Source organism: Rhizobium sp. NFR07, from assembly GCF_900111905.1.
Taxonomy (GTDB): Bacteria; Pseudomonadota; Alphaproteobacteria; order Rhizobiales; family Rhizobiaceae; genus Neorhizobium.
In genome coordinates, this window is sequence record NZ_FOKM01000009.1 from 115,700 (window position 1) to 141,872 (window position 26,173).

The window sequence follows — 26,173 nt, forward strand, 5'->3', positions numbered from 1 at the left end:
ATAACGGTTTCAACCTGAGAGTGAAGAATGGCCGAGCCGGCCCAGTTGCTGCGCCCCACGGACGATGAAGCACGCGAGCTTGCTCGCCTGCTTGTGCGCGGCGCGCGCTACATGTCGCTCGCAGTCATTGATGCAGCAACGGGCTTTCCGTCCGTCAGCCGCGCCCTGACAGCCATCGATCTGGACGGCACGCCTGTCGTGCTCGTGTCGGCGCTCTCCGGGCACACAAAGGGCCTCCTGGCGGATGCCCGCTGCTCGCTGCTTGCCGGCGAACCTGGGAAAGGCGATCCGCTGGCCCATGCCCGCATCACGGTCCAGTGCCTGGCCGAGGTGATCGAACGCGATAGCGTCGCCCACGCCCGCATCAGGCAGAGATTTATCCAGCGCCATCCCAAGGCGCAGCTTTATGTAGACTTTCCGGACTTCCGGTTTTTCCGGCTGGTCCCGCAACAGGCATCGCTGAACGGCGGCTTTGGGCGCGCCTACGCCTTGTCCGGCGATGACCTGATCATGGCAACTGCGACCGACGAATCGGCCTGGACGCAGTTGCAGGAAAAGCTTGGCGATCTCAAGCCTCAAGCGGCCAATCTGGCTGCAAGGCTGGGGCTCGGCGACAAGAACTGGCGCTTCGGCTTGGCCGATCCGGCAGGAATAGACCTAATCTCGGGCGATCTGCTCGTCAGGCATGAGTTTTCGCATACGAAATATTTGCCTGACGACGTCATGTATTATATTTACGAATAATCTAAAGTGCAGTTTGAACTACCCGAAATTTAGGGGATATACAAATTCTGGCCATGCCGCCTAACATCATAAAAAATGGAAATGATGAATTACGCGGCTGTTATGGAGACGAGGGGAAAGAGTTGATGGATAAGGTACCGCTTTCTGAACATTCGAATGCTGCCGCAGGACTCCTGTCGGCAATGGCCAATCCGAAGCGACTGATGATTCTCTGCTGCTTGGTCAAAGGCGAAGTTGCTGTAGGCGCCCTCGCCACCCGCGTTGGCCTCAGCCAGTCCGCGCTGTCGCAGCATCTGTCCAAGCTTCGCGCTCAGAAGCTGGTCAAGACCCGCCGCGACGCCCAGACGATCTACTATTCCAGCTCGTCGGAATCGGTGCTGAAGATCCTCAACAGCCTCGAAGACATCTACATCACTTCCGAGCGCAAGACGTCAGCAGCTGCCTGATCCATTTGGATCGGTCCAAATGTGATATCCTGGGGGTTTTGCGCAAACTTGCTACTCTGTCGGGGGGCAGAGTAAAAAGTTCGCCGACACCGGATGGTTCTGTCACCTGGACCAGAGATGGCCATGAGCGCGAAATGATGTTTCGCTGCAGGCCAGAGGCATGCCCCAGCCGGATTTGAGCGGCGCGGCATGCGAGCTACTACGACAAGCCAATTTTTCCTGCGCCTCGCACTCTTCATCCGGTGCGAACGCAGACACGCGTGGCGATCAGCTCATTGGCCGGTCACGTAGCGGTGGATGGTTGAGCCGGTCGTGCTCGGAACATTTTGTACTTCTGTTACAGATCGTTAGTATTGCCTCCTGAACTGGAGACGATCGAAATGTCCACGCGGCTTGAAAAACTGATCGATCAAGGCACGGGCCGCGAGCCGGCTGATATCGTGCTGAAGGGCGGAAGGTTCTTCGACCTCGTCACCGGCGAGCTCGTGGCATCCGACATCGCCATCTGCGGCGACCGCATCGTCGGTACCTGCGGCGACTATTCAGGCAGGACCGAGATCGATATTACCGGCAGGATCGTCGTCCCCGGCTTCATCGACACCCATCTCCATATCGAATCCTCGCTCGTGACGCCGCATGAATTCGATCGATGCGTTCTCCCCTACGGGGTGACGACAGCGATCAGCGATCCGCACGAGATTGCCAATGTCATCGGCGCCGAGGGCATCCGATATTTCCTGGATTCCGCCGAGCAGACGATCATGGACATTCGGGTCCAGCTGTCGTCCTGCGTGCCGGCCACGCATCTGGAGACTGCAGGGGCAGACCTGCCGATCGAAAAGCTGCTCCCCTTCCGCGATCACCCTAAGGTCATCGGCCTTGCCGAGTTCATGAATTTCCCAGGCGTCATCCACAAGGATCCCGTCTGCATGGCCAAGCTCGACGCCTTCTATGGCGATCATATCGACGGCCACGCCCCTCTTCTGCGCGGCAACGACCTGAACGGCTATCTCGCCGCCGGCATCCGCACGGAGCACGAGAGCACCACCGCCGAGGAGGCGCTCGAAAAGATCCGCAAGGGCATGCACGTCCTCGTCCGCGAGGGCTCGGTCTCCAAGGATCTCCATGCCCTGATGCCGATCATCACCGAACGCCTGTCGCCTTACCTCGCGCTCTGCACCGACGACCGCAATCCGCTCGACATCGCCGAACAGGGCCATCTCGACTACATGATCCGCACAGCGATCGCGGCCGGCGTCGAACCGCTCGCGATCTACCGCGCGGCCTCCATCTCGGCTGCCAAGGCGTTCGGCCTCACCGACCGCGGCCTCGTCGCCCCCGGCTGGCGGGCAGACCTCGTCATCATCGACAGCCTCGAGAACTGCAAGGCCGACATGGTCTTCTCCGCCGGCCGCCGCGTCACCGACGAGCTCTTCGCCACCCGCAAGCCCGTCGCCCCGGTCGGCCTACACAGCGTCAAGGCAAGGCCGGTCCAGGCAATGCATTTCGGCGTCCCCTATTCGGAAGCCGATACCCCGGTCATCGGCGTCATGCCCGGCAAGATCATCACCGAGCACCGTCGCTATCGCCTGCCCGCCGCCGGCAATCAGGCCGGCGTCGATCTCGACCGCGACATCATCAAGGTCGCCGTCATCGAACGCCACGGCAAGAACGGCAACCACGCCAACGGCTTCGTCCAGGGCTTTGGCCTGAAAAAGGGCGCGATCGCCTCCACTGTCGGCCATGACAGCCACAATATCTGCGTCGTCGGCGTCTCGGAGGACGACATGGCGCTCGCCGCCAACAGGCTCGGCGAGATCCAGGGCGGCTTCGTCGTCGTCGAAGACGGCAAGGTGACCGGCGAAATCGCCCTTCCGATCGCCGGCCTGATGAGCGAGCAGCCTTATGAATGGGTGCGCGATACGCTGCACGACCTGAGAAAAACCGCCTATGCCCTTGGAACGCAACTCGAAGAGCCCTTCCTGCAGGTCGCCTTCCTACCCCTGCCCGTCATCCCTCACCTGAAGATCTCCGACCGGGGCATGGTGGATGTCGACAAGTTTCAGCTGATCTGAGCAGGTCGCGTCAGAGGAACAGGTATCGGGCGCTGGAAAAACACCGAGCGGCCTCCACTTTTCCATAGGTTGCGAAAACCTGGCCTCGCGAGTTCTCTTCTTGCGAAATCCAGGCCAGGTTTTTACAGATCTTCCGCCGGGCGAAAGTCAAACATGACTCGCCCGACGCATCGTCCGCATGCTCATCCGTCTTTCGTCACATTGGCTGTGGCGCCTGGAAGACGGCGAAGCGGACGTTCATCGCGGGTATAATCCCATCCAAGGAGACCAGACATGAACTTCAAGACCCTCATCGGGGCAACTGCCCTCGCTTCCACCCTGTTTTCGTCGCTGGCCCATGCGGATATCACCATCGGCCTGATCGCGCCGCTGACAGGCCCGGTCGCCGCCTATGGCGCCCAGGTCAAGAACGGCGTCGAGACTGCCATTGCCGTCATCAACGAGAACGGCGGCGTGCTCGGCGAAAAGCTCGTTCTGAAGGCTGCAGATGACGCGGCTGAACCGAAGCAGGGCGTATCTGCCGCAAACCAGCTGATCGGCGAAGGCGTCCAGTTCGTCGTCGGCCCCGTGACTTCGGGCGTCGCGGTTCCGGCATCCGACGCGATGGCCGAAAACGGTGTACTCATGGTCACCCCGACGGCCACGACGCCGACGCTGACAAGCCGCGGCCTGGAAACCGTGCTGCGCACCTGCGGCCGTGACGACCAGCAGGCAGAAGTGGCTGCGCAATACGTGCTGAAGTCCCTCAAGGACAAGCACATCGCCATCATCGACGACAAGGGCGCCTATGGCAAAGGTCTGGCCGACGCCTTCAAGGCCACGCTCAACGCCGGCGGCGTCACCGAAGTCGTCAACGAATCCGTCACTCCCGGCGACAAGGATTTCAGCGCTCTTGTGACCAAGCTGAAGGCGCAAAATGTCGATGTGATCTATTTCGGCGGCTACCACCCGGAAGGCGGCCTGCTCGTCCGCCAGCTTTCGGATGCCGGCGTGAAGGCCACCCTCATCGGCGGCGACGGCCTGTCCAACAGCGAATACTGGACGATCGGCACCGCGGCTGCCGCTGGAACGATCTTCACCAATGCCTCCGACGCCACCAAGAACCCGGACTCGAAGGCCGCGGCCGATGCGCTTGCCGCACGCAACATCCCGGCCGAAGCCTTCACGCTGAACGCCTATGCCGCCGTCGAAGTCATCAAGGCCGGCATCGAGAAGGCAAAATCGGCGGAAGATGCCGCAGCCGTGGCAGCAGCCCTCAAGTCGGGCGAACCGATCCCGACCGCAATCGGCAAGCTCACCTATGGCGAGACCGGCGACCTCACCTCGCAGAGCTTCTCGCTGTTCAAGTGGGAAGACGGCAAGATCGTCGCCGCGGAATAATCTGACAACGGTCTTCCGGCGGCACTTCAAGAATTGCCGCCGGAAGACATCCATCTCAAAGCCTCAAGCTCTGCCGCCTTCCCGTCAGACAGGCCCTTAAAGCCCTGCATCCTCCCTCTTCCGGCCAGCTCGCAATTATTAAACCGATCGGTTGACAATCCATCTCGGTAAGCGCAAATTCAACCACATGGTTGAATTACACACACAAGAGATCGACACCGTTTTTCATGCGCTGAGCGATGCCACGCGCCGCCAGATGCTGCGGGAACTGACACGCGGCGAACGCACGGTCGGCCAGCTGGCCGAGCCCTACGCCATGTCGCTCGCCGCCGCCTCCAAGCATATCAAGGTTCTGGAGGGTGCCGGCCTCGTCCGCCGCGAAATTCAGGGCCGCACCCATCTCTGCCGCCTCGATCCGCGCCCGCTCGCCACGGCACACGAATGGCTGTCCTTCTACGAACACTTCTGGACCGACCGTCTGGACGCCCTCGAACGCCTGCTCAGGGAGGACGACGCCCGAAAGGCCGCGGCCAAAAAATCAGCCGCCCATCCTGCCCCCAAGCCCGCATCGAAATCTGGAAATGAACCTTGAATCAAAACTGGGAGAAGACCGATGAACAGCATGAATCTATTGGAAAAATACGGCACCGTGACTGCGCCTTCGGAGATCACGATCCAGCGCAAGCTGCCGGGACCGATCGAGCGCATATGGGACTATCTGACCGACAGCGACCTGCGCCGGCAATGGCTCGCCTCGGGCATCATGCCGTCGGAACCGGGCGGCACGTTCGAACTCGTCTGGCGCAATGACGAACTGACCGATGGCGCGGAAGCCCGCCCCGAGGGCTTTCCCGAGGAGCAGCGGATGACGAGCGAGATCGTTCTCTTTGAGGCTCCACATCGCCTCGCCTTCACCTGGCCACCGCGCGGCGAAGTCTCGATCGAGCTCAAAGCCATCGGCTCGGATGTGCTCCTCACCCTCATCCACAAACGCATCTCGGACCGCAAGAACATGACCATGGTCGGCGCCGGCTGGCACATGCATCTCGATATCCTCGCCGCCAAGACCGAGGGGCGCAAGCCCGAACCTTTCTGGCAGGGCTGGCAGCGGCTGCGGGACGAATACGAGCGGCTCATTCCGCAGTGAGCCTCCTGCCCCTGCCGGCCTTCGGATCGGCAGGGGCAGCCCTCTGACTGACGATCGACCATTCAAACATGGAGACACTCATGAGCAGGCCATTTATCGGCGGCTGCGCCTGCGGCGCCGTTCGCTATCATATTACGGGTGAACCGGTCGCCATGGTCGATTGCCAGTGCCGGCAATGCCAACGCGAAAGCGGCACCGGCCATACGTCCAACCTCGTCTTCACAGGCGCGACAGTGAAACTCGAAGGCCAGCCAAACCATTGGCAATCCACCGGTGACGGCGGGACGGTCAAAAGCCGCGCCTTCTGCGCCACCTGCGGCGCGCCCGTCTACATGACCTTCCCCGCCATGCCGGACTATTTCGTCATCCGCGCAGCAAGCCTCGACGAACCCGAGCGCTACCACCCCCAGATCGTCACCTGGACCGACGGCGCTCAGCCGTGGGACCGGATCGATCCGTCTTTAACCACCTTCGCGAAAATGCCGCCGACCAATTGAGGAAAGGAGCGGTCAACTGATCACATCGTTAGGAGAAAACCTCCAGTAGAGGTAGCAAAGCGCATTCGACAGATTATCGAATTTGCTGTTCAGCGTTTTGAGTTGATACACAGTCGCTTCCGCGGCCTTATCCTCATCTGAATAAGCTAGCGTCAGATGTTGATCACCTTCGGAAGCGGTCATTTCACGCGTGCTTTTCAGTATTGAAAATTCAACATTCTTCTGGCGGAAAGCTATCGAAAGAGCCTCCACAAGCCCGTCGAAATCGTAGCTGGGCGGGTTGTAGCCATTATTTCTCGCGATTTTGCGGAATTCCGGCGCACCTGAGATCATATTGTAGGAGTAATCGAGTGCATCGGAGAACGCTGAGAATGCAGATGCATCTTGCAACGTGCCACGACTCCAGTTCTCGACAATCCAAAATCCGTCCCTTGCCAGCACGAAATGCGCCTCGTTTGCCGGAGGTGCGTCTTGAGAATTGCCGACGAAGATATCGACCTGGTATCTCTTTTGGATGCCCGCCTGTTCAATCCGCTCGAAATACGCGGCGACGATTGAACTTCTCGCTGTATCATACATCTCCAACACCCTCGCACTCGCCTCAGGCGCGCCGGTCCCCAGCGCATATTACGTCCTTCCCGGTAGACGCGGCACGCCGTCTCGTTGGTCCGCCTCCAACAAATATGTAACCAGACACGCCTATCATAAGCCCGAAGTTTGTCGTCAGGTCTTGAAGATGACAGCCTTGTCAGGCAATAGGCCCCTTCAAGTTTTAGAAAGACTGTAAGAAGGCCGGCCGAACGAGATGCTCCAGACCCCCTACTACCTCATCGACAAGTCGAAGCTGCTCCGGAACATGGAGAAGATCGCCGTTGTCCGCGAGAAGTCGGGCGCAAAGGCATTGCTGGCGCTGAAATGCTTCGCCACCTGGTCCGTCTTCGATTTCATGCGTGACTACATGGACGGCACCACGTCCTCGTCGCTCAACGAAGTCCGCCTCGGTCACGAGCGCTTCGGCAAGGAAACCCACGCCTATTCCGTCGCCTATGCCGATTACGAGATCGACGAGGTCGTCTCCCACGCCGACAAGATCATCTTCAACTCGATCGGCCAGCTGCAGCGTTTCGAGCGCCAGTCCTCCGGCATCACCCGCGGCCTGCGCCTCAACCCCGGCGTATCGTCCTCGTCCTTCGACCTTGCGGACCCGGCCCGCCCATTCTCGCGCCTCGGCGAATGGGACCTCGCCAAGGTCGAGCCGGTCATGGACATGATCACCGGCTTCATGATCCACAACAACTGCGAGAACAAGGACTTTGCCCTGTTCGACCGCATGCTCGGCGATATCGAGCAAAAATTTGCGCCGCTCCTGAAGAAGGCCGAATGGGTCTCGCTCGGCGGCGGCATCCATTTCACCGGCGATGATTACCCGGTCGACCAGTTTGCCGAGCGCCTCAAGCGCTTCTCCGGCGAATATGGCGTGCAGGTCTATCTCGAGCCGGGCGAAGCCTCGATCACCCGCTCGACGACGCTGGAAACCACCGTCCTCGATACCCTTTACAACGGCAAGAACCTTGTCGTGGTGGATTCGTCCATCGAAGCGCACATGCTGGATCTGCTGATCTATCGTGAGAATGCCAAGGTTCACCCCAACCAGGGACCCCATCGTGCGATGGTCTGCGGCAAGTCATGCCTTGCCGGGGACATTTTCGGGGAATTCGACTTCCCCGAGGAAGTAAAGGTCGGCGACCGCATCTCGTTCCAGGATGCCGCCGGTTACACGATGGTCAAGAAAAACTGGTTTAACGGCGTGAAAATGCCGGCAATCGCCATCCGGGAACTGGATGGCAGCCTCAGGACGGTCCGCGAGTTCGACTACGCGGACTACGAACAGAGCCTTTCCTGAAATCCAGGCCAGCCCCCTTCAGGAAGACTTCTCTGACGATTGGACATAAGGAATTGGTCCCCATCATGAAGAAGAACGTACTCATCATCGGCGCCGGCGGCGTCGCCCAGGTCGTTGCCCACAAATGTGCGCAGAACAACGACGTGCTCGGCAACATCCATATCGCCTCGCGCACCAAGGCGAAGTGTGATGCCATCATCGCCTCGGTCCACGAGAAGAAGGCGATGAAGGTCGAAGGCGTGCTCGAAGCCCATGCGCTCGACGCGCTCGACATCGAAGCCACCAAGGCCCTGATCGAAAAGACCGGCAGCCAGATCGTCATCAATGTCGGCACCGCGTTTCTCAACATGTCGGTCTTACGCGCCTGCATGGATACCGGCGTCGCCTATATCGACACCGCTATCCACGAAGAGCCGAACAAGATCTGCGAAACCCCGCCGTGGTACGGTAACTACGAGTGGAAGCGCGCTGCCGAATGCGAGGAAAAGGGCATCACCGCCATCCTCGGCGCCGGCTTCGATCCGGGCGTCGTCAACGCCTATGCGCGCCTCGCCAAGGACGAATATCTCGACACCGTCACCGACGTCGATATCGTCGACATCAATGCCGGCAGCCACGGCAAGTATTTCGCCACGAACTTCGACCCGGAAATCAATTTCCGCGAATTCACGGGCGTGGTTTACGCCTGGCAGGGCGGCGAATGGACCGTCAACAAGATGTTCGAAATCGGCAAGGACTACGACCTGCCGGTCGTCGGCACCCGCCGCGCCTATCTCTGCGGCCATGACGAAGTGCATTCGCTGGCCAAGAACATGGACGGCGCCGACGTGCGCTTCTGGATGGGCTTCGGCGATCACTACATCAACGTCTTCACCGTCCTGAAGAACATCGGCCTTCTCTCCGAGCAGCCGGTCAAACTGGCCGACGGTTCCGAAGTCGTGCCGCTCAAGGTCGTAAAAGCCTGCCTGCCCGACCCGTCGTCGCTGGCGCCGGAATACGAAGGCAAGACCTGCATCGGCGACTTCGTCAAGGGCACGAAGGACGGCAAGGAACGCACGGTGTTCATCTACAACGTCGCCGACCACAAGGAAGCCTATAACGAAGTCGGCTCGCAAGGGATCTCCTACACCGCCGGCGTCCCGCCTGTCGCAGCCGCGATGCTGGTTGCCACCGGCGAGTGGGACGTGAAGAAGATGGCCAACGTCGAGGAACTCGCCCCGCGCCCGTTCTTGCATATCCTTAACAAGATCGGCCTGCAGACCTGCATCCGCGACGAACAGGGCGAGCGCGAACTGCATTTCGATTGAGATGCGGCAAAAGCCTCGACGCTGAAATGACAGAAGGCCCGCGAACGATCGCGGGCCTTCTGCTTTCGAAACCAGACGCCCGGTCCGGTCACGCCGGCCGTTTGAAATTGAGGCGATGATAGGCCTCGACGAAACCGCGGCGCAGGAAATTGTCCCGCGAGGTCTGCTTCATCTCCGGTCGCTCCGGCCGCCCCGTCTCCGCGCTGAGGAAGCCAGCCCCCTTGGACCGCGCGATCTCGGTGCGGGCTTCGATCAGAGCCCCCTGGACGCCTCTCTGCCTCACCTCCGGCAGCGTACCGCCGACGCTGAACCATGCCCGGTCGTCCTTGACGAAAAGCGCCCCGCTGCCGGCAGGCTTTCCATCCAGCAGTGCGACGACCGTCGTCCAGTCCGGACGTCCGGCCAGCGCGCCGAACCAGTCCGCCAGGATCGCCGGAAATCCGAAAGCCTTGACGACCAGTTGGCCGTAGACCGCCGGTTCGACATCGGTGACGATCTCGATGCCGGAAGGCAGGCCGCCGGGGCCGGCTTCGCTCGAAAAGTCGAAATGGCGAACGAGCTTGGACCATCCGTTGCCCGAAGGAGAAAGTCCCATTCCCCGCGCCCAGCGCTGTATCGCCGCCGTGCTCTCGTGGTCGGCGACCTGCAGCGCGAATGCGGGATCGGCATGTTCATCGAGCCAGGTGGTGATCGCGGCAAGGTCAGGAGCCCCCGCGTCCTCGAGACCGAAACTGCGATTGAGCTCGGTGATCGACATGCCCCGGCATGCGATGGCCGCGACCGAACCGATCTCGGTCGACGCAAGGCCCATCTCGCGCCGCACATGCGCGGGCGCAGCCGCATAGAGATCCAGCCACGCCTCCCGCTCGATGGATTCGATCGCCGCCGGTGAAATTCTCGCTGCCGTACCGATTTGCATGTCAGCTCCTGCCCTGGGATATAACCTGGAGCTGAAATACCACCGATCATCGAGGCAGCCACTTTCTTTCGCGCTACGATTGAAATTAGAGAGACGAGCGCCCAATCGCCCACAGAAGCAGACCCAGTGCCTGGGAGGATATAGGCGAATGGCGTGTGACAGGGAAACGATGGGAAATGCCGACGAACAAGCTCCGAGGCAGATCATGGATGTTATCCATTTGCCTGGTTGAGCGGGTAAAGCTTACCTGCCCTATCCCTTCCCCGGCACGATATCCTCCAACTCTGCCAGCAGACCGTCGTAGATCGTCATTACCGGCAGCACGTTGAAGAATGCATCCAGATCATTCTCCTCGAACGGCCACCAGTAGTCGAGAACGTAAAGCACGCCCTTGTGCCAGACGACGATCGCATGCAGGTAACCACGCGGTTCGCCGCTCAGGAATTTGACCGAAAAGCGATATTGCCGCACCAGCGGCCCCTCCGGTCCGCCATCCGGCCCGGCCTTGCTTTCCGTCATCAGCACGGTGCCGAACGCCCGGTTCTGTCCCTGCATGACGAAAGGCAACATGCCGGTCCCGAGCTTTTCGAGGTCCGGGCGTTCCTCCATCGTCAGCGTCGAGAACCACACGACGCCTTGGCCGCTCATCACTGCGAATTTTCCCTCGATGCGACCGTCGAACGTGTTCTTCAGCGGTGTCGCGCTTTCGGGAATACGCAAGGTTACCGGTTGCCCGGCAATCACCAGAGATACATCCTCGACCTCACTCCAGTACCCGTCATCGCGACCATTTTTGAAGACCATGCCACCGGTGAAGGTCGCGGCATAGTCGGCCGCGACGTCGCGGGCTGCATTGACCTTCTCTTCCGTATCGGCCTTGCTCAGATCGTATTCGAAATGAATGGCCAGTACCTTTTTACCGCGAACGAGGCACTTGCTCATGACACCCTCTGTCGGGCGCTCACCGTCATATTTGATCGCGTTTGATGTCGCCGCAGTCTGATCGGGCAGAACGGTCTCTCCCAATTGCCTGAAGTCGCTATCGCTCTGCGCCCAGTCACAGATCCGCTCTGGTGAACCGGGGACTTGCAGATCATAGCCGAAGACCCGCACCTGGATCGGCACGTCGTCGCTTTCTGTCGGCGGGACCTTGGCGATAACGTCGATCCAGGCGGTATTTTCCTTCGGCCGCGCCTTCATCGCGGAGGTTTCGACCTTAGCCCCTTCGGGCACCAACGTCCTGAAATCCAGGTCGGGCGCCGAAAACTCGAACGCCCTTTCAACCCAGCCTTCTTTCGCCGGCGGTGCCGCAGCATCCTCGGCCATCGCTGATCCGCCAGGACCGACGAGCGCACAAATCAGCGCATGAATGATCAAAAGCCTCTTCATGCCGTGTTCCGCCCCCCCGTTTGCCGTCAAACCCTGGCGCAGAACACGTCGATTGCATCCAGTTCGGCCACTCCGCCCGCGAGCTTCGAGGTGAAGCCCGGCATATCCACCGGCATGACCGAGCCGAAGCGGGCCGGCAGGGTGAAACGCTGCGGCTCGCGGGTCAGGTTGAAGACGAAGAGCAGCTTTTCGCCGCCCTTTTCGCGCACAAAGGCGAGCAGGTCCTGGTTGGTCTCGATGAAGGTCATGTCGCCATCGATCAGCGCCGGGTGCGCCTTGCGGAAGGCGAGCGTCGAGCGGTAATGAGCGAGCACGGAATCAGCGAGCTTCTCCTGCGCATCGACGGCGCGGCTTGCATGCTCGGTCGGCACCGGCAGCCATGTCGTCGAGCCTTCGGTGAAGCCCGCATGCGGCGCCTTCGCTTCCCACACCATCGGCGTACGGCATCCGTCGCGGCCCTTGAAGGCCGGCCAGAAGCGGATGCCATAGGGGTCGCGCAGGTCTTCGAAGGTGAGTTCCGCCTCCGTCAGCCCCAACTCCTCGCCCTGGTAGAGGCAGATCGAGCCGCGCAGCACCGAGATCAGCGAGGCCGAAATCTTCGCCACGCGATCCTGCTCGCTCGGGTCCTCGATGAAGCGGGTGACATGGCGCACCACGTCATGGTTGGAAAACGCCCAGCAGACCCAGCCGTTGACAACCGTGTCCAGCACGGTCTGCATCACCTTGCGGATATAGCTCGCGGAGAACGCCGGCCCCAGGAGGTCGAACGTGTAGCACATATGCAGCTTGTCATTGCCGGTCGTGTAGAGCGCCAGCGTGTTGAGCGAACGCGGTCCATCGCCCACTTCTCCCACGGAGGCGCGGTCGTCATAGCTGTCGAGCAGCGTTCGAAACCGCTTCAGGAAGCCGATATTCTCGGGCTGCGTCTTGTCATACAGATGGTTCTGCATCGAATACGGATTGGTATCCGTTTCCATGCCCGCCCCATCGGTGTCGTAGACCATCGGCGGGTTGTTGCGCAGCTGCTTGTCGTGGAAATAGTAGTTCACCGTATCGAGCCGGAACCCGTCGACGCCGCGGTCCAGCCAGAACTTGACCGTATCCAGCATCGCGTCCTGGACATCGGGATTGTGGAAGTTGAGATCCGGCTGCGAGATCAGGAAATTGTGCATGTAATATTGCTTGCGCACACCGTCCCATTCCCAGCCCGGCCCGCCGAAGATCGACAGCCAGTTGGTCGGCGCTGTGCCGTCCGGCTTCGGATCGGCCCAGACATACCAGTCCGCTTTCGGATTGCTGCGGCTCGCCCGGCTTTCGATGAACCACGGATGCCGGTCGGACGTGTGGGAAATCACCTGGTCGATGATGACCTTCAGCCCCAGGCGATGGGCCTCCGTCATCATCTCGTCGAAATCGGCCAGCGCTCCGAACATCGGATCGACATTGCAATAGTCGGAGACGTCATAGCCCATGTCGGCCATCGGCGAGGTAAAGAAGGGCGACAGCCAGATCGCGTCGACGCCGAGCGAGGCGACATGGGCAAGGCGCTGGGTGATCCCCTTGATGTCGCCAAGGCCGTCGCCGGTCGTGTCCTGGAAGGATCGCGGATAGATCTGGTAGATCACCGCGCCGCGCCACCAGTCGGCACCCGACTTGCTCTGCACTTCCGTCGCCATCTTCTGCATCTCCTTTCCCAATTGTTCCAACGCCCAACCTAGAGCCATGATGTCAAAAGACAACGCGCAATCGGACGGCACGCACGCTCTTGTCAGACAACGTTCTTCGGCCTATGCGACGTAACCAACAGAGGAGGACGACAATTGGGCGGAAAGCTTCTTTCGATCGGCGAATGCATGGTGGAACTGTCGCAGGCGGGCGAAGGCCTGCTGCGAAAGGGTTTTGCCGGTGACACGTTCAACACCGCCTGGTATGCGCGCGCCTGCTTCCCGTCCGACTGGTCGATCGATTACTTCACCGCCGTCGGCGACGACCCGTTGTCGGCCGACATGCTGGCGATGATGGAAGGCGCCGGCATCGGCACCAGCCTCATCCGCCGCATCCCCGGCAAGACGCCCGGCCTCTATCTCATCACCCTGAAAGACGGCGAGCGCACCTTCAGCTACTGGCGCGATACGGCAGCGGCAAAGAAGCTTGCCGAGGACGCCGATCACCTGCGCGCCGCGATCGAAGGCGCCGATATCGTCTATTTCTCCGGCATCACCCTCGGTATTCTTGCCTCAGACGCCGCCGACACGCTTCTGTCGGAAGCCCGCCGGGCCAAGGCGATGGGCAAGACGGTCGTCTTCGATCCCAACATCCGCCCGCGCCTGTGGCCGAACAAGGAATACATGCTGAAGACCATCGAGGATGGCGCCCGCGCCTCCAGCCTCGTCCTGCCGAGCTTCGACGACGAAGCCGTCCATTTCGGCGATGCGGATGAAGCTGCCACCATCGCCCGCTACAAGGCGCTCGGCGTGGAAAATGTCGTGGTCAAGAACGGCCCCGGCGGCATCACGCTCGCCTTCGGATCAGAGCCGGCGATCCACGTTCCCTCGGTCAACGTGGACAAGGTCGTCGACACGACCAGCGCCGGCGACAGTTTCAACGGCGGCTTCCTCTCGCGCCTCGTCGAGGGCGTATCCCCGGCCGAAGCCGCCGCCCACGGCGCCGCCGTCGCCTCAACCGTCATCCGCCACCACGGCGCATTGGTCAGCCCGGAGCTTTTGCCGCGTTGACATCGGCCGATGCCGGCCGGTGCGGAACGCTGCCCTTGGCAGGGGCCATCTGGCACAGGCCGGCCGGTGCGTCGGCATCAGACCCACAGCCCTTCTCTGCGGCGAGAGCGAATGCCTCGTAGAAGCCGAGCGTTTCACCGAGATGGATCGACCCGCGCTTGGAGAGGTGCCCGTCATCGCGGTAGATGGCGACATTCTCGTCCTGCACGCGGCAGCGCGTATCGTCACAGAGAAAACTCTCCATGGACACGACCGGGAAGCGCTTTGAAATGTCCGTCATCAGCCGCGCCACGATCGCGTCATGGGTACGCTGCTTGTCGCGCGGAATGGTGCACATCGCATTCGACATGCCGAACAAGCGCGTCCGCGCGACGCAGAGACCGATATCGCGACCGTCCCGCGGCGGCGGCGCCATGAATACCGGTTTCAATCCGACCGAGCGGAGCCAGTCGGCAGTCGCCTCCACCTCGCTCAGGACACGGTCGTAGTCGGTGGTAATGACCTCGCCGCCGGCCGTCATCAGATCATTCTCGGTGAGATAGGTCAGGTACTGCGAGGCGAGCACGACATAACGAAGCGATGGCGTGGCCGAAAGATAGCCCTTCACCTCTTCCTCGTTGTGGCGCATGCAGTCGAGCGGCCACAGCCTCGCCATGTCCGGAAGAGCCGGTGCGATCCCCGATGGGAAGGCGCACTTGCCCATGTTGAGCTGCATGATGCTGCCTTCCGGCGGCATCGAGGCAAGCACGCCGTCAATCAGGTGCATGGCAAAGGAATCGCCCCATATCGCCATTTCCGGCTCCGGCTTCGTGGCGCATTCCGTCGGGCGCACGTGGCCGTTGCAGGCATTGCTGATGCCGATGCCCGGCTGGCGTATTGCCAGCAGCTCCGGATCACGCCCCGGAAAACCGTCAGCATCCGCCGTGACAATGCCAAGCATGATCAGGGCAGCGGCGCCTGCGCCGGTAAAACCGAAGACCTGTCGGCGACCGATGCGCGGCGAACGCCGGAATGGCCGCTCGACGCATAAATAGGAAAAGATGGCCAGTGCGAAGGTAAGCGCGATCAGAGGCGCATAGGACCATGCCGGCAGCATGTCCATGGCTCGCAGCCGGGCGAAGGCGAAGACCGGCTGGTGCCAGAGATAGAGGCTGTAGCTGATCAGTCCGATGCCGACCAGGAGGCGCAGCGCCAGCAGCCGCCCGGCAAGATTGGCGGGCGACGCATAGGCAAGGACGAGGATGGTCCCGATGCAGGGCAGCAGTGTTGCAAGCCCCGGATATCCGCCCGTGGAGGGCAGGAAAATGCAAGCGAGAATGATGCCGCCGAGCCCCGCCATCGCCAGCATCGACTTCGCCCGGTCCGGGATATCGATCCGTCCGACGCCACCGATCGCAAGCAATGCCCCGGCGGAGAGCTCCCAGAAACGCGTAAACGGCAGATAAAAATTCGCCACCGGATCGATGCGCCCTATCGGCCATGTCAGTGCAAAGCTCAGCCCTGCAAGAGCGGCGACGATCCAGAACATCGTTCGCCTCTCGAGGCCGCGCAGAGCCCAGAGGAGAACCGGGAACACGAGATAGAACTGCTCCTCGACGGAAAGCGACCAGGTATGCAGCAGCGGCTTGAGCTCGTTCTTTGCCGCGAAATAGCTGACGTCGTCCCACAGCTCGAAATTCGAGACCATAAGCAGCGCATGAAAAAGGCTCTTGCCGAAGGCCTTCAGTTCGGGCGGCAGCATCCACATTGCGGCAAACGGCAGGCAGGCCAGGCAGACGAATAGCAGCGCCGGCGCGATACGGCGTATGCGGCGCTCGTAGAAATTCACGATGCTGAAGCGTCCGGCCGCAAGATCGTCCAGCAGGATCGTCGTGATCAGGTAGCCGCTGATGACGAAGAACACATCCACCCCGACGAAGCCGCCGGGCATGATGCCGAGATTGGCGTGGAACAGGATGACGGGAATGACGGCGACGGCACGCAACCCATCGATTTCCGGTCTGTAATTCATGCTCATGTCTCCAGCAGCGCTGCTGCCTAGCAATCGGCGCAGGGCAAGTCCACTGCCGCGCATTCCGGAGGGCTGGTTTAGCCTCTCTCCACCGGCGGATGAAATTGATGACTGCATTGCTCCACAGGATCGTGGTCGGCCGGGCCGCGCTCACACCCCGCTTCATCCCCCTGTTACAATATTTGGCGATAGAAAGCCCGAAAACGCGGGCTGCCAGCGAGTCGCCCGCGAATCGGCAACGGGGCTTGGGCCGTCGCATGACCAGAATAACGATCGTCACGGATGCCTGGTATCCGCAGGTGAACGGCGTCGTCCGTTCGATCGAGAACACCAATCGGGAGCTCACCGGCATGGGCGTCGAGGTGTTCATGGTCACGCCGAAGGATTTCGCCAACATCCCTTGCCCCACCTATCCCGAGATCAGGCTTTCGGTAACGACCTATGCGCAGGTTGCCGGCGCGATCGAGAAGACCATGCCGACGGCGGTGCATATCGCCACCGAAGGCCCGCTCGGCCTGATCGCCCGCCGCTGGTGCCTGAAGAACGGCATGCCGTTCTCGACCAGCTATCACACCCGCTTTCCCGAATATGTCGCGGCCCGCTTTCCGGTGCCGATCCGCTGGATGCAGGCCTTTGTCCGCTGGTTCCACAATGCCGGCAACGGCTGCATGGTGGCGACCGCCAGCCTCGAGCGAGAGCTCTCCAAGATCGGCATCCGCAATCTGCTCCGCTGGAGCCGTGGCATCGACCAGACGGTCTTTCACCCGATGGACCATGACGAGCGCCCCTTCGATCTGCCGCGGCCGATCTTCATGACGGTCGGCCGGGTCGCGGTGGAAAAGAACCTTCCGGCCTTCCTCGATCTCGACCTGCCGGGCTCCAAGGTGGTCGTCGGCGACGGCCCGGCGCTGGCCGACCTGAGGAAGCGTTATCCGAATGTGCTCTTCACCGGCATGAAGACCGGCGAGGAACTGGCCAAGGCCTATGCCCAGGCGGATGTCTTCGTCTTCCCGTCGAAGACCGATACATTCGGCAACACCATCCTCGAGGCGCTGGCGAGCGGCGTTCCTGTCGCGGCCTATCCGGTCATGGGGCCTGTCGACATCATCGAGGAAGGCTCGGGCGCCGGCGCCCTTGACGAAGATCTGCGGATGGCCTGCCTCAAGGCGCTCGACTGCCGCCGCGAGGATGCGAGCCGGCTGGCAAAAAGCTACACCTGGGAAGCCGCATCGAGACAGTTTCTCGCCAACGTGCTGAAGGCGCAATCGGAGCGGTCGCAGGGCAACCGGGCACTGCCGGCGAGCTGATAGCGACGCCTGCCCCGAGGCCGCCGCTCGCAACTCCGCCCAATCATTGCCAGGTGGATGAAGACAGCCTGCGCACCAAGATCGGATCCTCGCCCAGCACCGAAAGCCTCCGTTCAGCCCCGCGCGCCGATTGCGGCCACGAAGCTGCTGATCCCCGATGAACGCAGCGGCTGATAGCTCTTGCCGCTCTCTCGGCAGGCCCGCTTGATGATGCCGGCGGCCGTGTGGCTGATATGGTCGACAGGAAAGAGCACCGTCTCCGCCTGGGCAAGGACGGCTGGCAGAAGCGTGGTACTGTCCTCCATGCCGCCATCATGCAGCAGCAGTGTCACGCCATGCACGTCGGCGAGCGCGCGCAGCTTGTCGTAAAGGCTGCGCCTCCCGCCGACATAGAGGATCGCGCCTTCTGCAGCGCCTCTCACCTTCACGCCCGCGCCTTCGTCGGCAGCGTCTTCACTGGAAAGCAGCCGCTCGAGTGTCTCGTTCTCCCGCTGCAGCTCGGCCGCATTCGCCTCGGCCTCTTCCGCCCTGGCCTGCTGCCTTCGCAATTCCTCGCGAACCTCGCCGAGCTTTTGCGCCAGCTCGCCGGAACGCGGCGCCTCCTCCGATGGCGCGGACGCCTTTCGGCGGCTGGCGGCTTCCGCTGCGGCACTTGCCGCCCCGGCCTGGATCACCGCCTCCTGCAGCCGCGCGATCTCGCGTCTCATCTCGTCGCGCTCCGAGCCGGTCTTCTCGAGGCGTCGCTCCAGCCGGGCGATCATCTCGTCCTTTTCCTCCACCGTTCGCTGGAGGTCGGTCAGTCGGGCTATATCGAGACGGCTTGCACTGCCCACGAGATGGGAGAGCATATGCACATCGCCGAACACGTCGCGCTTCAGCTTCTCGTCTGTCGCCGGGTGGCTGAGCAGCGCCCAATAGGCACCACTGATATCGCCGCGGTCATAGGCTTCGCGCCAGAACCGCCGCAACTCGTCTGCATCGCCGAGCTTCGACATTCGCTTGATGATGGCGTCATGGCGCCGGTCGAGCGCCTTGTTGAGCAGTTTGCCGGCCGTGCCCTCCTCGCCGGCCAGCCTGACGCCGCGCGCATGCAGCGCGTGATCGCCGGCCGCGCGGGCCTCCGGCTCGCCGAGCTTAACCAGCAGCTGGCGCAACTCGCCGGTCGTCAGGCAGGTCCCGATGATGGAACAGTGATAGTGCGGGCTGATCTGCCAGGTCTTTAAACGCATGCCTTTGACCGGCACGCCCTCGCCCGGCAGGACAAGCGGTGGCATGGAAGGCGATGCCGCCGGACCCGGCAGGCGCGCGTGATGAAGTCCGGGCAAAGTCGGCATGCTCACACCATTCGATATATCCCAATGAATATATCGGTAAGCCGGAACGATTGATCTGGCAAGATGGGTATCGAGCTTTTGAACCGACTTGATCCCACCTTCCCGAAGGGCACGAAAAAGCCCGGTGGCGAACCACCGGGCTTTTCGATTTTCTGGCCGTCGCGGTTATTTCTTCAGCGCGTCCCTCAGGGCTGCATTGGCAACCGAGACGGCGCTGCGGACGGCCGGTGTCTCGGCGATCGCGTTGAGCAGCACGAAGTCGTGGATCGTGCCGTTGTAGCGGATCGACGTGACCTTGACGCCGGCCTGCGAAAGCTTGCGGCCATAGGCCTCGCCTTCGTCGCGCAGCACGTCGTTCTCATCGACGATCACGAGAGCCGGCGGCAGGCCGTTCAACTGCTCGATCGAGGCCTGGAGCGGCGAAGCGGTGGGCTCCTTGCGCTTTTCGACGTCGGGCAGGTACTGGTCCCAGAACCACTTCATCGCTTCCTTCGTCAGCCATGGGCCATTGGCGAACTGGTTGTAGGAACCGGTGTCGAAATTGGCATCGGTGACGGGGTACAACAGGACCTGCTGGTCGATCTGCGGTCCACCACGTTCCTTGGCGAGCAGCGTGAAGGCCGCGGCCATGTTGCCGCCGACGCTGTCACCGACCACGGCCAGCCTGCTTGCATCGACACCGAATTCCTTCGGATGCTCGGTAACATACTTGGCCGTGGCATAGACCTGTTCGATCGCGACCGGATAGCGGGCTTCCGGCGAACGCTCGTAGTCGACGAAGACGACTGCGGCCTCGGCGCCATTGGCTATCTCGCGGACAAGCCGGTCATGGGTATCGGCATCGCCCAGCACCCATCCGCCGCCATGGACGTAGATGATGACCGGCAGCGTACGCTTGACGCCGGCCGGCTTGGTCACGCGGATCTTTGTCTTGCCGGTCGGGCCGATATTGAGAACCCTGTCTTCGATATCGGCGGCAAGCTTCTTCACATCCCCCTTCTGCGCGCCGGCCAATACGTCGCGGGCATCCTTGGGCGACAGCGTGTAGATGGGCGGCGCGCCGGCGAGCTGGTCGATGAACGCCTGCGTCTTCGGTTCGAGAACCGGTTCGGCGGCTATAGCGGCGACGGCGGATGCAGCGGCAATCGCTGCTGCGGATACGGTGGTGGTGATTTTGGACATTGTCGTCTCCTTTCCTGATCGTGTCGGCCTCGTCTGGCCACCCAACTTATATCGTGCACGATATGATCGTCTACAAACAATCATCCGACATGTCAGCCATGCAAAAACCTGCATGGCGATTATTTATCGCGCGACCTAAATCTGATAGGTTCGGGAATATGAGCGGCGTAGTGCCAGCGTTCGAAAGGCCATGCGCCAGGAGGCAGATGATGAAGGACGAATTGAAGCTCGACACGTTCCTGTGCTTTGCCCTCTACACGGCAAACCACGCGATGAACCGGGTCTACAAGCCCCTGCTCGAGGAGCTCGAAATCACCTACCCGCAGTTCCTCGTCCTCGTCACGCTCTGGGAAGAGGACGAGCAGACGGTCGGCAGCATCGGTGAAAGGCTTTTCCTGGAATCCAGCACCCTGACCCCGCTTCTGAAGCGGCTGGAAACTGCTGGCTACATAAGCCGCGAACGCAGCAAGCTGGACGAGCGGCAAGTCATCATCCGCCTGACCGACCAGGGACAGGCCCTGAAGGCGCGGGCACAGAAAATCCCCGGCAACATCGTTGCCGCAACGGGCTGTTCATCGGATGAGGTTCAACGACTGCGCCAGGAAGTCAGCGACCTGCGCGACGCTTTGGACAAGAAAGCAAGCGCCGCCTGAGCCAGTTCCATGCGCCGCAAAGGCGCAGAAACCGGCTCAGCATGGCCTCGTGCCAAAACCGGGACTTCCGGCCTATCGGATACGCCGGAGGTCGGAAAGATTGGAGCGGGTCAGCCGCTCCGCCCGTCGCGCCAACGGAAATACGCAATACCGCTGGCACCCAGACAGAATGCTGCGACAAGACCTGCTACAATCATGGATTATCCTCCCAAAAGAACGCATCGACCCGAAAACCGATCGATTTCCGCAAAGTCGATGCGCAAGCTCCCAAAACTACGGCGCCGCGCGGCGCCACAGTCCGGCTTGAGAGTCCTCCAACCGCACAAGCCAGAGTGGTAGTCGATCATGGATCGCCGGGAATTGCAAGCCAGCTAATGGATTAGGCCGACCATGAGGTGCATTCGTCCTCCGGCCCATTTCCAACCCGGCCGCCCGGGCGTATCCTGCCCTTGTGCAAGCACGGATTGCGGCAAGCTTGGGAGGCAGCCGTGAAAGAGGCGTCCCGTCATGATGTCTGGCGCTCGGGCGACAGCTACGAGAACTATATCGGCCGGTGGAGCAGACTGGTGGCGCCCCGCTTCCTCGACTGGCTCGAACCGGCAAGCGATCTCGACTGGCTGGAGGTCGGCTGCGGTACCGGCGCGCTGACGCAGGCCATCCTCGCCCATGCGGAACCGAGGTCGGTGATCGCGGTCGATCCCTCCGAGGGTTTTCTGCAAAAGGCCCGCTCCGACATTCTCGACCGGCGGGTGGAATTTCGTACCGGCGACGCCCAGGCTCTCTCCATGATGGCCGGGACACGGGATATCGTCGTTTCGGGTCTTGTCCTGAATTTCGTGCCGAACCGCGTCCTCGCGCTGCAGGAAATGCTGCGCGTCGCCCGCCCGAAAGGCGTGATCGGCTTCTACGTCTGGGATTATCCGGACGGCGGCATGGAGTTCATGCGGGCCTTCTGGTCGGCCGCGATTGCGCTCGATCCCGCCGCGCGCGAGCTTGGCGAAGGCACGCGCTTCCCCTTCTGCACCCGGGATGGCCTGCTGGATCTGGCCGCCGAGGCAGGGCTCAGCCGGCTGGAAGCGACGCCGATCGAGATCCCGACGCTCTTCAGGAGCTTCGACGACTTCTGGCATCCCTTCACCCTCGGCGCCGGACCCGCACCGGGCTACTGCGCCAGCCTCGGCGTCACCGAACGGGACAGATTGAAAGACAAGCTGCGGACGGACCTGCCCATTTCCGGCGATGGGTCGATCGCGCTGAAGGCAAGAGCCTGGGCCGTTCGCGGCCGCAATCACTAGCGCATGTCCGGTAAATGCCGGATCTGCCGGAGATGGATGGCCTACTGGCAGCTCGCAAGCGGGCTCGGCGAATTCGGCCGGACATCATCATGTTGCATGTGTAGCGGGTTTCGTGTTTCCGGAACATCGCCTGAAATAGTACGGCCACCAGCCTTCTGGAAAACACGACGCTATAGCCAAACGGCCTGACGCCATCCACCCGGCACCGAAAGCGGAGTTTACAGAATGAACGCGAGACCTGACAAAACGTTTTACGCGTCTCCGAAGCTAGCCATGGAGGCAGAGGCGGAGAATTTCGCTTACACACTGCTGCTGAGCCCCGACGCGTCTCAGCCCGATGCCCTGGCCGTCATCGACGTGCGGCCCGGATCGCCAAGTTACAGCCAGATCGTTCACACGGTCGTCATGCCGAACAAGGGCGACGAGTTCCACCATTTCGGATGGAACGCCTGCTCTTCCGCGCTGTCGCCGCTTTCCGGCCACGCCTTCCTGGAGCGCCGTTTCCTCATCATACCGGGCATCCGGTCGTCGCGCATCTACGTCATCGACACCAAGCCTCATCCGACCGAGGCTGCGATTCACAAGATCATCGAACCGGAGGAGATATTCCGGAAAACCGGCTATTCCAGGCCGCATACGGTTCATTGCGGCCCGGAAGGCGTCTATGTTTCAACGCTTGGAGGCGCAGGTGCGGACGGCACCGATGGCCCTGCCGGCATCTTCATCATGGACTGCGAAACCTTCGAGGTTCTCGGGCGCTGGGAGATCGATCGCGGGCCGCAGCAATTGCACTATGACTTCTGGTGGAACCTCCCGCGGGACTACATGGTCAGCAGCGAATGGGCCCTGCCGCCGCAGTTCGAAAACGGCATTGTTCCGGAAGATCTGCTGGCAAATCGATATGGCCATCGCCTTCATTTCTGGGATCTGCGGGATCGCAAGAACGTCCAGACGATCGATCTCGGCGCGAACCATCAGATGGCTCTGGAGGTTCGCCCGGCTCACGATCCCTCCCGAGAATATGGATTTGTCGGTGTCGTGGTCGACACCACTAACCTTGAGGGCTCGATCTGGACTTGGTGGCGTGAAGGCGGTCAATTCCACATCAGGAAAACGGCGACGATTCCGCCCGAGCCGGCATCGGTCGATCGCCTGCCGCCGCTTCTCCAGGGTTTTGGCGCAGTACCGCCCCTGGTGACGGACATTGATCTGTCCTTGGATGATCGCTTTCTCTACGTGTCCTGCTGGGGAACCGGCGAGTTGCGTCAGTACGACGTCAGCGACCCCTTCAATCCGACATTGGTGGGATCGGTTCACATCGGCGGCATCGATCGACGCACGGCACACCCGAACGGCAAGACCTATGCCGGCGGCCCGCAGATGGTCGAGATCAGTCGAGACGGGAAGCGCGTCTACTGGACGAACTCGCTTTATTCGACCTGGGATGACCAATTCTATCCCGATGGGGTACCGGGCGCGCAGGTCATGGCCCGCGCGGGCAAGGAGGGCGGCCTGGAGCTGGAAAAGGATTACTGGGTCGATTTTCCGCAAGGATATCGCGCGCACCAGATCCGGCTCGAAGGCGGCGACTGCTCCACGGATTCGTTCTGCTATCCCTCGGCCTGACGCGCGATGGAAACCGGCTGGTCCGTGACTGAGCTCTGGCTGGCCGTCGTCCTGAGCGGTGCCTATCACGGGATCAATCCCGCGATGGGCTGGCCGCTTGCGGTCTCGGCGGGACTGATGGAGCGGCGTCCCCGGGCACTGGCGCTCGCAATGTGGCAACTGGCTATCGGCCACACACTGGCGATCCTCTTGGCACTTCTCCCATTCGCCATCCTCCTGGCGCTGGTGACGTGGTTGCAGGTGGTCCGCGTGTCAGCCAGTCTGCTCGTCATCGGCTTCGGCATATATCTGCTCGTCAACCGCCGTCATCCCCGTGTGCTGGCACGGATCCGCCCGACACAGCTGGGATTGTGGTCATTCGTCGTGGCAACGGCGCATGGCGCGGGCCTCATGCTCGTACCGTTGTTTCTGGGGCTCTGCCGGGCGGACGAAAGCGATCGGGCCGCGCAGAGCCTCATGGCGGGTGACGTCGGGACGGGCTTGCTCGTCTCGGCCGTTCACACCCTGTCGATGATCGCCGCCGGAGGAGGATTTGCCTGGGTGGTCTATCGCTATGTCGGGTTGAAGGCCATTGCGGGCAGCTGGTTCAACCTGGACAGGGTCTGGGCCGCCAGCCTCGTAGCGGTTGGCAGCCTGTCGCTTATTTTCGCACTTGAAAGTGGCGGCATGTAAGACCGCAGGCGAGATCAACCGCAAACGCCGGCGGTCTCGCCTTCGAGCGAAGACCGCAAGTCATGCAGTAAGATCGGTGATGCATTCCGAAAATGCCGCCGGACGCCGAATTCAGCGCCTTTTCTTGCGGTTCTCGAACGGGTTGTCACCCGCCTTGAAATGAATGCGGATCGGCACGCCCGGCATCTGGAAATCGTTGCGCAACCCGTTGATCATGTAACGGATATAGCTTTCCGGCAGCGCGTCGGGACGCGTGCAGGACACCATGAATGCCGGCGGACGCGCCTTCACCTGGGTCATGTATTTCAGCTTCAGGCGGCGGCCGGAAACGGCCGGTGGCGGATGCTGGACCTGCGTGCCTTCCAGCCACTTGTTGAGCCGGGCCGTCGAGATGCGCTTGTTCCACACCTTGTCGGTGGCGATGATTTCCTGCATCAGCTTGTCGAGCCCGTAGCCCGTCTGGCCGGAGATCGGCACGGCGCGAAGGCCCCGCGCCTGCGGCAGCAGCCGGTCGGTCTTTTCGCGCAGGTCCGCAAGCGTCGCCTGCGTATCTTCCACCAGGTCCCACTTGTTGAAAGCGAGCACGGCAGCCCGGCCTTCGCGTAAGACCAGATCGGCAAGCTGCAGGTCCTGCTTCTCGAACGGGATCGTTGCATCGAACACGATGACGACCGTCTCGGCAAACCGGATCGACCGCAGCGAATCCGCCACGGAAAGCTTTTCGAGCTTCTCCTGAACGCGCGCCTTGCGGCGCATTCCGGCGGTGTCGAACATCTTGATCGTGCGGCCGCGCCATTCCCAGTCGACCGAGATCGAGTCGCGGGTAATGCCGGCTTCCGGACCGGTCAGCAGGCGATCCTCGCCGAGGAAGCGGTTGATCAGCGTCGACTTGCCCGCATTCGGTCGGCCGATGATGGCGACGCGCAGCGGCTTGGTCTCGTCATATTCCGGCTCGTCGTCGGCCTCGTCGCCGAGCACGCTGTCGCGAACGTCGACATCCGTCTCCGCCTCATCATCGTCGCCTTCGGGGAAGGCCACGTCCTCTCCGATCGCCTCGACGATCGCGTCGCGCAGGTCGATCATGCCCTGGCCGTGTTCGGCCGAGATCGGAACCGGCTCGCCGAGGCCGAGCGTATATGCGTCGTAGAAGCCGCCGTCCGATCCCTTGGCTTCCGACTTGTTGGCGACGAGCACCACCGGCTTGCCGCTGCGGCGCAGCAGCTGGCCGAATGTCTTGTCGAGCGGCGTCAGCCCGTATTTGGCATCGACCACGAACAGCGTCAGGTCGGCCTCTTCGATGGCCATCTCGGTCTGGGCACGCATGCGGCCCTCGAGCGTTTCCGGCCCGACTTCCTCGAGACCGGCCGTGTCGATGATGGTGAAGCGAAGGTCGACGAGCTTGGCATCGCCCGGACGACGGTCGCGGGTCACGCCCGGCGTGTCGTCGACAAGCGCCAGCTTCTTTCCGACCAGACGGTTGAAAAGCGTGGACTTGCCGACATTCGGGCGTCCGACGATGGCGACGGTGAAGCTCATCCTGTTTCCCTCAAA

At 61.7% G+C, this 26,173-nt stretch carries 23 protein-coding genes; 15 read left to right on the top strand and 8 right to left on the bottom strand.

The features are described from left to right. The first annotated feature begins 27 nt into the window (after nucleotides 1-27). The 7 genes from BM216_RS19435 (at nucleotide 28) to BM216_RS19465 (ending at nucleotide 6,289) form a co-directional block, all read left to right on the top strand. Nucleotides 28-744 carry a HugZ family pyridoxamine 5'-phosphate oxidase gene (locus tag BM216_RS19435; RefSeq protein ID WP_093000860.1) on the top strand — a complete coding sequence of 239 codons (717 nt, stop codon included), beginning with the start codon at nucleotides 28-30 and terminating at the stop codon, nucleotides 742-744. 125 nt (nucleotides 745-869) lie between these two features. After that, entirely contained in the window at nucleotides 870-1,190 is a 321-nt protein-coding gene (locus BM216_RS19440; RefSeq protein WP_093000861.1) for an ArsR/SmtB family transcription factor, read from the top strand. Between the two features lie 380 nt (nucleotides 1,191-1,570). Continuing rightward, nucleotides 1,571-3,265 carry an adenine deaminase gene (gene ade / locus BM216_RS19445; protein ID WP_093000862.1) on the top strand — a complete coding sequence of 565 codons (1,695 nt, stop codon included), beginning with the start codon at nucleotides 1,571-1,573 and terminating at the stop codon, nucleotides 3,263-3,265. A 273-nt stretch (nucleotides 3,266-3,538) separates the two neighbouring features. Next, nucleotides 3,539-4,645, top strand: a complete 1,107-nt coding sequence (locus tag BM216_RS19450) for a branched-chain amino acid ABC transporter substrate-binding protein (RefSeq protein WP_093000863.1) — start codon at nucleotides 3,539-3,541, stop codon at nucleotides 4,643-4,645. 187 nt (nucleotides 4,646-4,832) lie between these two features. Further along, nucleotides 4,833-5,237, top strand: a complete 405-nt coding sequence (locus tag BM216_RS19455) for an ArsR/SmtB family transcription factor (RefSeq protein ID WP_093000864.1) — start codon at nucleotides 4,833-4,835, stop codon at nucleotides 5,235-5,237. A gap of 21 nt (nucleotides 5,238-5,258) precedes the next feature. Beyond that, entirely contained in the window at nucleotides 5,259-5,792 is a 534-nt protein-coding gene (locus tag BM216_RS19460) for an SRPBCC family protein (RefSeq protein ID WP_093000865.1), read from the top strand. Between the two features lie 80 nt (nucleotides 5,793-5,872). Continuing rightward, the gene (locus BM216_RS19465) at nucleotides 5,873-6,289 is read left to right on the top strand and encodes a GFA family protein (RefSeq protein WP_093000866.1); all 417 of its coding nucleotides are present in this window, start codon (nucleotides 5,873-5,875) and stop codon (nucleotides 6,287-6,289) included. A gap of 12 nt (nucleotides 6,290-6,301) precedes the next feature. Here the strand turns inward: BM216_RS19465 and BM216_RS19470 are convergent, their stop codons facing one another. Then, nucleotides 6,302-6,868, bottom strand: a complete 567-nt coding sequence (locus tag BM216_RS19470; RefSeq protein ID WP_093000867.1) for a hypothetical protein — start codon at nucleotides 6,866-6,868, stop codon at nucleotides 6,302-6,304. A gap of 226 nt (nucleotides 6,869-7,094) precedes the next feature. On the opposite strand from BM216_RS19470, the gene BM216_RS19475 reads away from it, so the two are divergent. Both BM216_RS19475 and BM216_RS19480 read left to right on the top strand, forming a co-directional pair. Then, nucleotides 7,095-8,192, top strand: a complete 1,098-nt coding sequence (locus tag BM216_RS19475) for a carboxynorspermidine decarboxylase (protein ID WP_093000868.1) — start codon at nucleotides 7,095-7,097, stop codon at nucleotides 8,190-8,192. 65 nt (nucleotides 8,193-8,257) lie between these two features. Then, nucleotides 8,258-9,499, top strand: coding sequence for a saccharopine dehydrogenase family protein (locus tag BM216_RS19480; RefSeq protein WP_093001006.1), 1,242 nt, complete (start codon nucleotides 8,258-8,260; stop codon nucleotides 9,497-9,499). Nucleotides 9,500-9,587: 88 nt separating this feature from the next. Here the strand turns inward: BM216_RS19480 and BM216_RS19485 are convergent, their stop codons facing one another. The 3 genes from BM216_RS19485 to BM216_RS19495 all read right to left on the bottom strand — a co-directional run bounded on the left by BM216_RS19485 (nucleotide 9,588) and on the right by BM216_RS19495 (nucleotide 13,483). Continuing rightward, nucleotides 9,588-10,418, bottom strand: coding sequence for a GNAT family N-acetyltransferase (locus BM216_RS19485; RefSeq protein WP_093000869.1), 831 nt, complete (start codon nucleotides 10,416-10,418; stop codon nucleotides 9,588-9,590). A 252-nt stretch (nucleotides 10,419-10,670) separates the two neighbouring features. Next, nucleotides 10,671-11,807 carry a hypothetical protein gene (locus BM216_RS19490; RefSeq protein WP_093000870.1) on the bottom strand — a complete coding sequence of 379 codons (1,137 nt, stop codon included), beginning with the start codon at nucleotides 11,805-11,807 and terminating at the stop codon, nucleotides 10,671-10,673. A gap of 26 nt (nucleotides 11,808-11,833) precedes the next feature. Beyond that, a complete protein-coding gene (locus tag BM216_RS19495) occupies nucleotides 11,834-13,483 on the bottom strand; it encodes a beta-galactosidase BglA (protein ID WP_093001007.1) in 1,650 nt (549 codons plus the stop codon). A gap of 144 nt (nucleotides 13,484-13,627) precedes the next feature. On the opposite strand from BM216_RS19495, the gene BM216_RS19500 reads away from it, so the two are divergent. Continuing rightward, nucleotides 13,628-14,542 (top strand): sugar kinase, encoded by a 915-nt coding sequence (locus BM216_RS19500; protein WP_093000871.1) that lies wholly within the window; start codon nucleotides 13,628-13,630, stop codon nucleotides 14,540-14,542. Here the strand turns inward: BM216_RS19500 and BM216_RS19505 are convergent. After that, entirely contained in the window at nucleotides 14,517-16,553 is a 2,037-nt protein-coding gene (locus BM216_RS19505; protein WP_177230840.1) for an acyltransferase family protein, read from the bottom strand. The two genes, BM216_RS19500 and BM216_RS19505, sit on opposite strands and share 26 nt — an antisense overlap. A 257-nt stretch (nucleotides 16,554-16,810) precedes the next feature. Between BM216_RS19505 and BM216_RS19510 the strand changes: the two genes are divergently transcribed. Further along, nucleotides 16,811-17,860: a glycosyltransferase family 4 protein gene (locus BM216_RS19510; protein ID WP_244530235.1), complete on the top strand. Its 1,050-nt coding sequence runs from the start codon at nucleotides 16,811-16,813 to the stop codon at nucleotides 17,858-17,860. A gap of 113 nt (nucleotides 17,861-17,973) precedes the next feature. Here BM216_RS19510 and BM216_RS19515 read toward each other — a convergent pair whose 3' ends face one another. Next, nucleotides 17,974-19,194: a DUF2325 domain-containing protein gene (locus BM216_RS19515; protein ID WP_093000874.1), complete on the bottom strand. Its 1,221-nt coding sequence runs from the start codon at nucleotides 19,192-19,194 to the stop codon at nucleotides 17,974-17,976. 165 nt (nucleotides 19,195-19,359) lie between these two features. Continuing rightward, the gene (locus BM216_RS19520) at nucleotides 19,360-20,376 is read right to left on the bottom strand and encodes an alpha/beta hydrolase (protein WP_093000875.1); all 1,017 of its coding nucleotides are present in this window, start codon (nucleotides 20,374-20,376) and stop codon (nucleotides 19,360-19,362) included. Between the two features lie 209 nt (nucleotides 20,377-20,585). Here BM216_RS19520 and BM216_RS19525 point away from each other — a divergent pair, with 209 nt between their 5' ends. The 4 genes from BM216_RS19525 to BM216_RS19540 all read left to right on the top strand — a co-directional run bounded on the left by BM216_RS19525 (nucleotide 20,586) and on the right by BM216_RS19540 (nucleotide 24,622). Continuing rightward, a complete protein-coding gene (locus tag BM216_RS19525) occupies nucleotides 20,586-21,029 on the top strand; it encodes a MarR family winged helix-turn-helix transcriptional regulator (protein ID WP_177230841.1) in 444 nt (147 codons plus the stop codon). 488 nt (nucleotides 21,030-21,517) lie between these two features. Then, nucleotides 21,518-22,324, top strand: coding sequence for a class I SAM-dependent methyltransferase (locus tag BM216_RS19530; RefSeq protein ID WP_093000877.1), 807 nt, complete (start codon nucleotides 21,518-21,520; stop codon nucleotides 22,322-22,324). A 225-nt stretch (nucleotides 22,325-22,549) separates the two neighbouring features. Continuing rightward, nucleotides 22,550-23,950, top strand: coding sequence for a selenium-binding protein SBP56-related protein (locus BM216_RS19535; RefSeq protein WP_093000878.1), 1,401 nt, complete (start codon nucleotides 22,550-22,552; stop codon nucleotides 23,948-23,950). A gap of 6 nt (nucleotides 23,951-23,956) precedes the next feature. Continuing rightward, nucleotides 23,957-24,622: a hypothetical protein gene (locus BM216_RS19540; protein WP_093000879.1), complete on the top strand. Its 666-nt coding sequence runs from the start codon at nucleotides 23,957-23,959 to the stop codon at nucleotides 24,620-24,622. 111 nt (nucleotides 24,623-24,733) lie between these two features. Here BM216_RS19540 and der read toward each other — a convergent pair whose 3' ends face one another. After that, nucleotides 24,734-26,158 (bottom strand): ribosome biogenesis GTPase Der, encoded by a 1,425-nt coding sequence (gene der, locus BM216_RS19545; RefSeq protein WP_093000880.1) that lies wholly within the window; start codon nucleotides 26,156-26,158, stop codon nucleotides 24,734-24,736. Nucleotides 26,159-26,173: the final 15 nt, after the last annotated feature.

Excerpts from the sequence above, each read along its gene's own strand:
- BM216_RS19435 (WP_093000860.1), top strand. The coding sequence starts at position 28 with ATGGCCGAGCCGGCCCAGTTGCTGCGCCCCACGGACGATGAAGCACGC.
- BM216_RS19440 (WP_093000861.1), top strand. The coding sequence starts at position 870 with ATGGATAAGGTACCGCTTTCTGAACATTCGAATGCTGCCGCAGGACTC.
- ade (WP_093000862.1), top strand. The coding sequence starts at position 1,571 with ATGTCCACGCGGCTTGAAAAACTGATCGATCAAGGCACGGGCCGCGAG.
- BM216_RS19450 (WP_093000863.1), top strand. The coding sequence starts at position 3,539 with ATGAACTTCAAGACCCTCATCGGGGCAACTGCCCTCGCTTCCACCCTG.
- BM216_RS19455 (WP_093000864.1), top strand. The coding sequence starts at position 4,833 with ATGGTTGAATTACACACACAAGAGATCGACACCGTTTTTCATGCGCTG.
- BM216_RS19460 (WP_093000865.1), top strand. The coding sequence starts at position 5,259 with ATGAACAGCATGAATCTATTGGAAAAATACGGCACCGTGACTGCGCCT.
- BM216_RS19465 (WP_093000866.1), top strand. The coding sequence starts at position 5,873 with ATGAGCAGGCCATTTATCGGCGGCTGCGCCTGCGGCGCCGTTCGCTAT.
- BM216_RS19470 (WP_093000867.1), bottom strand. The coding sequence starts at position 6,868 with ATGTATGATACAGCGAGAAGTTCAATCGTCGCCGCGTATTTCGAGCGG.
- BM216_RS19475 (WP_093000868.1), top strand. The coding sequence starts at position 7,095 with ATGCTCCAGACCCCCTACTACCTCATCGACAAGTCGAAGCTGCTCCGG.
- BM216_RS19480 (WP_093001006.1), top strand. The coding sequence starts at position 8,258 with ATGAAGAAGAACGTACTCATCATCGGCGCCGGCGGCGTCGCCCAGGTC.
- BM216_RS19485 (WP_093000869.1), bottom strand. The coding sequence starts at position 10,418 with ATGCAAATCGGTACGGCAGCGAGAATTTCACCGGCGGCGATCGAATCC.
- BM216_RS19490 (WP_093000870.1), bottom strand. The coding sequence starts at position 11,807 with ATGAAGAGGCTTTTGATCATTCATGCGCTGATTTGTGCGCTCGTCGGT.
- BM216_RS19495 (WP_093001007.1), bottom strand. The coding sequence starts at position 13,483 with ATGGCGACGGAAGTGCAGAGCAAGTCGGGTGCCGACTGGTGGCGCGGC.
- BM216_RS19505 (WP_177230840.1), bottom strand. The coding sequence starts at position 16,553 with ATGAATTACAGACCGGAAATCGATGGGTTGCGTGCCGTCGCCGTCATT.
- BM216_RS19510 (WP_244530235.1), top strand. The coding sequence starts at position 16,811 with ATGACCAGAATAACGATCGTCACGGATGCCTGGTATCCGCAGGTGAAC.
- BM216_RS19515 (WP_093000874.1), bottom strand. The coding sequence starts at position 19,194 with ATGCCGACTTTGCCCGGACTTCATCACGCGCGCCTGCCGGGTCCGGCG.
- BM216_RS19520 (WP_093000875.1), bottom strand. The coding sequence starts at position 20,376 with ATGTCCAAAATCACCACCACCGTATCCGCAGCAGCGATTGCCGCTGCA.
- BM216_RS19525 (WP_177230841.1), top strand. The coding sequence starts at position 20,586 with ATGAAGGACGAATTGAAGCTCGACACGTTCCTGTGCTTTGCCCTCTAC.
- BM216_RS19535 (WP_093000878.1), top strand. The coding sequence starts at position 22,550 with ATGAACGCGAGACCTGACAAAACGTTTTACGCGTCTCCGAAGCTAGCC.
- BM216_RS19540 (WP_093000879.1), top strand. The coding sequence starts at position 23,957 with ATGGAAACCGGCTGGTCCGTGACTGAGCTCTGGCTGGCCGTCGTCCTG.
- der (WP_093000880.1), bottom strand. The coding sequence starts at position 26,158 with ATGAGCTTCACCGTCGCCATCGTCGGACGCCCGAATGTCGGCAAGTCC.